The following is a 7,288-nucleotide window of genomic DNA, read 5'->3' as shown; positions in this document are numbered from 1 at the left end:
GCGGCGGGCGGGCGCCGGTACCGCTCGCCGACCGGGGCGCCGGTGACGCGGTGCACCAGCTCGCGGGCGGCGGTGGAGCGCAGCCGCCCGATGTCGCCCGGCGGCAGCCCGCCGGGCGCGCAGTCCCGGGCGGCGACCCGGCCGCGGTCCAGCACCGCGACCTCGCCGATCCCGCCGGCCGCCAGCGCGGCCCCGACGGCGGCCCCGATCCGCCCGGCGCCGCGCACCTCGACCCGGGCCCGGATCCGGCCGTGCAGCACCGCGGCGGCCTCGCCGGGCGCCGGGTGCACCAGGGAGAGCGAGGCCAGGTCGGGGCCGATCAGCTCCCGCCGGGCGGGTGGGTACAGCTCCAGCACGTCCCGCAGGGCCTGGGCGTCGTCCAGCAGTTCGCTGCCGGCGAGCGAGTCGAGCACCGCCCGGCAGTACTCGGCGCTCAGCCCGAGCCGCTGCCCGGCGGCGACCAGGGCGGGGCCGTCCCGGGTGCCGTCGATCAGCTCCAGGAAGCCGGCCAGCCTGCGGTCGACGCCCTCGATCAGCCGGGCGTGCCGCCGCACGGTGCCGAACTGCAGGGCCTGCTTCTCCCGCCAGAGCCGGGCCAGGGCGGGCTTGATCACGGGGCGCATGCGGGTACCTCCCACGGTCGGGATCCCGGCGTCGGGATCTCTGGTCACCGCAGCTTGCCCGGCGGTCCGGATCGGCGGAAATCCGTTGTCCACAGCCCCGGTAGGACGATCGGTTCATCGCCGCGCACAGCCTGTGGACAACGCACCCGGGTGGTCCCCGGGGCCGCGCCGACCCGGTGCCGGACTTCTGTCACGGGGACGGGGTAACGTCCTGTGCCATGGCAGCCGAACGGGACTCCCATCGGTCGGCGTCGCATCGGCGTGCCCGGGCAGCCTCCGGGACGACGACCGCGGCGCCCGGCGCGCATGCCAGCGCCGGGGCCGATCGTGAGTACGCAACCGACCGCGAGCACACCCCCGACCCGCACCGCCCCGGCGGCCGCGGCGCCCCCGCCCGGAGCGCCCCCGAGCGGCCCGCCCCGGAGCGCGCCGGACGCACCGGCGCCGGGCACGCCGCCGTCGGGCACGCCGCCGCCGAGCTGCCCGCCGTCGAGCGCACCGCCGCCGAGCGGCCCGCCGTGGACCGCAGCAAGGTCGAGGTCCGCCGCAGCGCCCGCCGCAGCCGCACCGTCTCCGCCTACCGCGAGGGCGACCGGACCGTGGTGCTGATCCCGGCCCGGATGTCGCACGCCGAGGAGCAGCGCTGGGTGGCCCAGATGCTCGACAAGCTGGCCGCGCAGGAGAGCCGCCGGACGCTCGGCGACGAGGCCCTGCAGTCCCGCGCCCACGAGCTCTCCCGGCTCTACCTGGGCGGCCGGGCCGTCCCCGAGCAGGTCCGCTGGGTCACCAACCAGAACTCCCGCTGGGGCTCCTGCACCCCGAGCGAGCGCACCATCCGGCTCTCCCACCGCCTGCAGGGCATGCCCGAGTACGTGGTCGACTACGTCCTGCTGCACGAGCTGGCGCACCTGCTGGTCCCCGACCACGGCCCCGGGTTCTGGGCCCTGCTGGACGCCTACCCGCGCACCGAGCGGGCCCGCGGCTACCTGGAGGGCGTCGCCTCCGCCGCCCGCCTGCCGCACATCCCGCCCGCCCGCCTCACCTGACCCGGCGGACGTCCGGACGGCGCGACCACGCACGACACGAGGCCCCCGACCGCCCGCCAGGGGCGACCGGGGGCCTCGCGGCACACCGGGGGAGTCGCGGGGTCAGACCAGTTCGCGGGCCATCGCCACCAGCTCGCGCACCGAGCGGTCGGTGTCGGCGGGCAGCTCGTCCCAGCCGAACCAGCGCAGGTCCAGCGACTCCTCGCTGATCAGCTCGCGCGCCCCGGCCGGGGCCAGGGCCACGTACTGCACGTCGAGGTGGGTGTTCTCCGGCCGGTCCTTCCCGGTGCAGCGCACCTGGTGCCGGTCCAGTTTCACCGGCGCGGTGCGGCCGTCGACGGCGAGCAGCGCCAGGTCGGCGATGCCGGACTCCTCGACCGCCTCGCGCAGCGCGGCCGCGGCCAGCGTGTCGTCGCCGGGCTCGCAGTGGCCGCCCATCTGCAGCCACCGCCCGACCTTCGGGTGCAGGGTGAGCAGCACCCGCCCGCCCTCGGGGTCGACGACCAGCGCGCTGGCCGTGATGTGCCCGGGCAGGCAGGCCCGCCACATGCCGTCGGGGCGCTCGGCCAGGTGGGCCAGGTAGTCGCGGCGCAGCCCGTCCTGCCCGGCGGCGTCGGGCGCCCAGTCGGTCAGGACGCGAACGGCGTCCGCGTGCAGCGAGGTCACTTGGCGGTGCCCTCCGGACCCTGCTCGCCGTCCTCGCCCGGGGCGTCCTGGCCCTTGCCCTCCCCGTCCGGGGCGGCCTTCGGGGCGTCGTCCGACGAGGCGCCCCCGGCGTCCTTGGTCAGGTCGGCCTTCCCCGTCCCGGCGGCCCCGCCGCCCGCGGCCTCGCCGAGCAGCTTGTCCAGCGCGTCGAAGTCGAAGCCGCCCTCGGCGACCGCCGCGGTGTCCCGGTGCACGAAGCCGTCCGGGTCGTCCAGGTCGGCGGCGGTGGGGAGCATGTCGGGGTGGCTCCACAGCGCGTCCCGGCCCTCGACGCCGCGGGCGTCGGCGAGCGAGGCCCACAGGCGGGAGGCGTCGCGCAGGCGGCGCGGGCGCAGTTCGAGGCCGACCAGGGTGGCGAAGGTCTGCTCGGCGGGGCCGCCGGAGGCGCGGCGGCGGCGGAGCGTCTCGCGCAGCGCGGCGGCCTGCGGCAGGTGCGGGGCGGCTGCGGTGTGCACCACGGCGTCGACCCAGCCCTCGACCAGGGCCAGCGCGGTCTCCAGCCGGGCCAGCGCGGCCTTCTGCGCGGGGGTGTCCTCGGGCTGCAGCAGGCCGCCGGCCAGCGCGTCCTGGAGCGCCTCGGGGTTGGCCGGGTCGAGCTGGCCGACCAGCTCCTCCATCCGCGAGGTGTCGACCTTGATGCCGCGCGCGTACGCCTCGACCGCGCCGAACAGGTGCGCCCGCAGCCACGGCACGTGCGCGAACAGGCGCTGGTGGGCGGCCTCGCGCAGGGCCAGGTAGAGCCGGACCTCCTCGGCGGGCACGTTCAGGCCCTCGCCGAACTCGGCGATGTTCTGCGGCAGCAGCGCGGCCTTGCCGGCGGGGGCGAGCGGCAGGCCGACGTCGGTGGAGCCGAGCACCTCGGCGGCCAGCGCGCCGAGCGCCTGCCCGATCTGGGTGCCGAACATGGCGCCGCCCATCGAGCGCATCATGCCCATCAGCGGCCCGGCCATCGCCTGCATCTCCTCGGGCAGCACGCCGCCCATGGCGTTGCCGACCCGCTCGGCGACCGGGTCGACCAGGTCCTTCCAGACCGGCAGGGTGGCCTCGATCCACTCGGCGCGGCTCCACGCCACCGCCGCGGAGGAGGTGGAGGGGAACTCGGTCGCCGAGTCCAGCCACAGGTCGGCCAGCCGGACGGCCTCGGTGACGGCGGTGCGCTCGGCCGCGCCGACCGAGCGGTCCTTGGTCTTCCCCTCGGGCTGCTCGGCGACCACGGTCTGCCGGGCGATGTTCTTGGCCAGGTCCCAGTTCACCGGGCCGCCCTCGAACGAGAGCATCTGCCCGAGCTGCTGGAACGCCGCGCCGAGGTCGTTGGGGTTGAAGCCGCCCATCATCGCGGCGAACGGGTTGTCCCCGCCCTGCCCGCCGCCGGGGCCGCCCATGCCGAACAGCGCCCCGAAGGGGTTGCCGTTGCCGAAGCCGAACGGCTGCTGCGGGGTCGAGTCGCCCTGCTCGCCGTCCTTCTTGCCCTTGTTCTTGCCGTCCTCGGGCTCCTCGGGGGGAACGCCGAATCCGAAGGGGAGGTCGCTCACGGGGGTCCTCGATCTGATCGGCCGTCACGCGGGTGGTGTGGCGGGAAAGTCTGCCGCCCGGGGGCTCCGAGCGGTTTGAATGGTCTCGCGGCGACCGCGCCGGGTGCACCGCCGGGGCCGAGCCTCGGGCAGGATGGTCAAGTGCGTGACACTCGTACGTCCGCACTTAAGCTAACCGTGGAGGATGGCCGGTGAGTTCCCCGCCTTCGGACGTTCGCTCTGGGCTGACCGAGGGCGAGGGTGCGCCGGCCGATGCCGGTTCGCCGACTCCAGCCTACGGCGGCAGACCGCTGACCGTGGCCGTCACCGGCGCGGCGGGCGTGCTCGGCGAGCGCGTCGCGCAGCGGCTGGTCGACTCCCCGCACGTGCGGCGGGTGCTCGCGGTGGACGACCGCCGCGGCGAGGTGCCCGGCGTGCAGTGGCGGGTGCTGGACGTGCGCGACCCGGCGGTGGCCGAGCGGCTGGCCGGCGTCGACGTGGTGGTGCACCTGGCGATGGACCTCGGCATGGAGTCCGACCCGCGGACCCGCAGCGCCTACAACGTGCGCGGCGCGCAGACGGTGGTGACCGCCGCCGCGGCCGCCGGGGTGCACCGGGTGGTGCTGTGCACCTCCGCGATGGTCTACGGCGCGCTGCCCGACAACGAGGTCCCGCTGGCCGAGGACTCCGAGCTGCGGGCCACCGAGGAGGCGTCGCTGGTCGGCGACCTGCTGGAGATCGAGCGGCTGGCCCGGCGCGCCCCGCGCGCCCACCCCGGGCTGCAGATCACAGTGCTGCGCCCGGCCGTGGTGGTCGGCCCGGGCATCGACACCGTGCTGACCCGGCACTTCGAGGCGCCCCGGCTGCTGGTGGTGGCCGGCTCCCGCCCGTGCTGGCAGTTCTGCCACCTGGACGACCTGGCCGCGGCGCTGGAGTACGCGGCGCTCGGCCTGGTCGAGGGCGAGGTGACGGTCGGCTGCGACGGCTGGCTGGAGCAGGAGGACGTGGAGGAGCTGTCCGGGATCCGGCGGATGGAGCTGCCCGCCTCGCTGGCCCTGGGCACCGCGGCCCGGCTGCACCGGCTCGGCCTGACCCCGGCCCCGGCCGGGGACCTGGCGTACACCATGTACCCGTGGGTGGTGTCCGGCAGCCGGCTGCACGAGGCGGGCTGGCGGCCGCGGCACACCAACGAGGAGGTGCTGGCCGAGCTGCTGGCCCAGGTGTCCGGCAAGCACGCGGTGGCCGGGCGGCGGCTGGGCGGCAAGGAGGCCGCCACCAGCCTGGGCGCGGCCGGGGCGACGGTGGCGCTGATCGGCACCGCCGCGTTGGTCCGGCGGGCCCGCAAGCACCGCCGGATCTGATCTTCTTTTCACATGGCGGAATTACCGCATCGTGATACGAAAATCCTTGCGGTCCGTCGGCGGGGATGCGGAATGATGGGCCCATGTCCGAGAACCACGACCCGATCCGCCTGCTCGACGTCCGCGAGAGCGCGCTCTCGCTCGACGAGGTCCACGCCGCGGTCGGCGACGACGCGGCCGGCGGCACCACCCTGTTCGTCGGCACGGTGCGCGACCACGACGGCGGCAAGCCGGTCGCCGCGCTGGAGTACAGCGCCCACCCGACCGCCCTGCGCGAGCTGCGCCGGATCGCCGAGAAGGTCTGCGCGGACTTCCCGGTCCGGGCGCTGGCCGCGGTGCACCGCACCGGTCGGCTGGAGATCGGCGACGTCGCGGTGATCGTCGCGGTGTCCTGCCCGCACCGCGGCGAGGCGTTCGCGGCCTCCCGGCGGCTGATCGACGACCTCAAGCACGAGGTGCCGATCTGGAAGCACCAGGTCTTCGCCGACGGCGAGGAGGAGTGGGTCGGCGCCGGCTCCTGCTGACGCCCCCGTGTCCGGTCCGGGCGGCGCTCGTTGCCCGTTCGGCGGTACACCTTGTGGTGAAGAGCGGACCGCGTCCCGTAACCCGGATGCCGCTCGCGCCGTTCCCCCAGTAGGCGGTTAATCTGCTGATACGCATGACGAGCCTGTGGGGAGTCCGAAAATGGCTGTGCTCGCCTGGTTGAGCATTCCTGTGGTGGCCGGGGTGCTGGCCGCGGTCTGGGCGACCTGGGCGGCCCGCCCGCCCCGCGCCATGACCGATCCGTCCTCGCTCGCCGAGCACGAGCGCTTCCGCGCCGCGATGGAGCGCAGTACCGGCGCCCGGGACTGACCGCCGCCGCCCCCCGTCCCCGATCGGCGGTGCGGGGCGCGGACCGGCGGTACACCCCGCCCGGCACTTCCCGTACTGTCGTGGCATGCCACGCCGATCGGCGACGATGCTCGCCGCCACCCTGCTGCTGATAGGCCTGCTCTGTGCCTCGGTCCTGTTCAAGGTGCCGTTCACCGAGATGAGCCCGGGGCCGACGTACAACACCCTCGGCACGCAGGACAAGACCGGCACGCCGGTGATCACCATCACCGGCCACGAGACCTACCCGACCAGCGGCCACCTCAACATGACCACGGTCCAGGTCACCGGGGCGAACTACCAGCCGAGCCTGGTCTCGGCGCTGGTCGGCTGGATGCGGGACGACGTGCTGGTCGTCCCGCACGACAACGTCTACCCGAAGGGCCAGACCGACCAGGAGGCCCAGCAGGAGAACGCCGAGCAGTTCGCCTCCTCCGAGGACAGCGCCAAGACCGCGGCGCTCAAGGAGCTGGGCATCCCGGTCAGCACCGAGATCATCGTCTCCTCGGTGGCCGCCGGCGGGCCCTCCGAGGGCAAGCTGCACGCGGGCGACCAGATCGTCGCGGTGGACGGCACCGCCATCACCAGCCAGACCCAGGTGGCCGCGCAGGTGACCAAGCACAAGCCGGGCGAGACCGTGGTCTTCACCGTGGTCCCGCACGCCAAGGCCGGCGCCTCGCCGGATCCGGCGGACCGGGTCGAGGTGCCGATCGTGACCGGCAAGTCCGCGGACAGCGGCCCGGAGCGGGCGGTCGTCGGCATCACGCCCGGCGTCGACCACGTCTACCCGTTCAAGATCGACATCGGCCTGCAGGACGTCGGCGGCCCCAGCGCCGGCCTGATGTTCGCCCTCGGCATCGTCGACAAGCTCACCCCCACCGACCTCACCGGCGGCAAGTTCGTGGCGGGCACCGGCACCATCGACGACGACGGCGCGGTCGGCCCGATCGGCGGCATCCAGATGAAGCTGATCGCGGCCCGGGACAAGGGCGCCGAGTACTTCTTCACCCCCGCCGACAACTGCTCCGAGGCGGTCAAGGGCACCCCGTCCGGGCTGACCCTGGTCAAGGTCGAGAACCTGGACGGCGCGGTGAAGGCCCTGGACAGCATCCGCGGCGGCGACAAGGCGGCGCTGCCGAGCTGCGGCTGAGCCGCGGCCGAGCGGCCGGGCC

Annotated in this window: 7 protein-coding genes and 1 pseudogene; 5 read left to right on the top strand and 3 right to left on the bottom strand. The window is 75.2% G+C overall.

From position 1 onward, the window contains the following. A pseudogene (locus IH44_RS0129630) lies at positions 1-623 on the bottom strand (ThiF family adenylyltransferase); the annotation flags it as partial. A gap of 479 nt (positions 624-1,102) precedes the next feature. On the opposite strand from IH44_RS0129630, the gene IH44_RS0129625 reads away from it, so the two are divergent. After that, complete coding sequence (locus IH44_RS0129625; protein ID WP_030462834.1) at positions 1,103-1,669, top strand: M48 family metallopeptidase; 567 nt, start codon at positions 1,103-1,105, stop codon at positions 1,667-1,669. A 102-nt stretch (positions 1,670-1,771) separates the two neighbouring features. On the opposite strand, the gene IH44_RS0129620 is transcribed toward IH44_RS0129625, so the two are convergent. Next, complete coding sequence (locus tag IH44_RS0129620; RefSeq protein ID WP_030462833.1) at positions 1,772-2,335, bottom strand: NUDIX hydrolase; 564 nt, start codon at positions 2,333-2,335, stop codon at positions 1,772-1,774. Beyond that, positions 2,332-3,906 carry a zinc-dependent metalloprotease gene (locus IH44_RS0129615; protein ID WP_030462832.1) on the bottom strand — a complete coding sequence of 525 codons (1,575 nt, stop codon included), beginning with the start codon at positions 3,904-3,906 and terminating at the stop codon, positions 2,332-2,334. The genes IH44_RS0129620 and IH44_RS0129615 overlap by 4 nt, the downstream gene beginning before the upstream one ends. 191 nt (positions 3,907-4,097) lie before the next feature. Here IH44_RS0129615 and IH44_RS0129610 point away from each other — a divergent pair, with 191 nt between their 5' ends. From IH44_RS0129610 to IH44_RS0129595, 4 genes are all read left to right on the top strand, one after another. Continuing rightward, positions 4,098-5,246, top strand: a complete 1,149-nt coding sequence (locus IH44_RS0129610; protein ID WP_030462831.1) for an NAD-dependent epimerase/dehydratase family protein — start codon at positions 4,098-4,100, stop codon at positions 5,244-5,246. A gap of 83 nt (positions 5,247-5,329) precedes the next feature. Then, positions 5,330-5,770, top strand: a complete 441-nt coding sequence (locus tag IH44_RS0129605; RefSeq protein WP_081967204.1) for a molybdenum cofactor biosynthesis protein MoaE — start codon at positions 5,330-5,332, stop codon at positions 5,768-5,770. 160 nt (positions 5,771-5,930) lie between these two features. Continuing rightward, a complete protein-coding gene (locus tag IH44_RS47430; RefSeq protein ID WP_193588130.1) occupies positions 5,931-6,098 on the top strand; it encodes a hypothetical protein in 168 nt (55 codons plus the stop codon). Positions 6,099-6,183: 85 nt separating this feature from the next. After that, the gene (locus IH44_RS0129595) at positions 6,184-7,266 is read left to right on the top strand and encodes a PDZ domain-containing protein (RefSeq protein WP_030462829.1); all 1,083 of its coding nucleotides are present in this window, start codon (positions 6,184-6,186) and stop codon (positions 7,264-7,266) included. Positions 7,267-7,288 lie beyond the last annotated feature (22 nt).

Origin of the sequence: Kitasatospora sp. NRRL B-11411, assembly GCF_000721345.1 — a bacterium.
Classification (GTDB): domain Bacteria; phylum Actinomycetota; class Actinomycetes; order Streptomycetales; family Streptomycetaceae; genus Kitasatospora; species Kitasatospora cineracea.
Note: the sequence above shows the minus strand (reverse complement) of the source record. Positions and strands in the feature narration are given on the sequence as shown.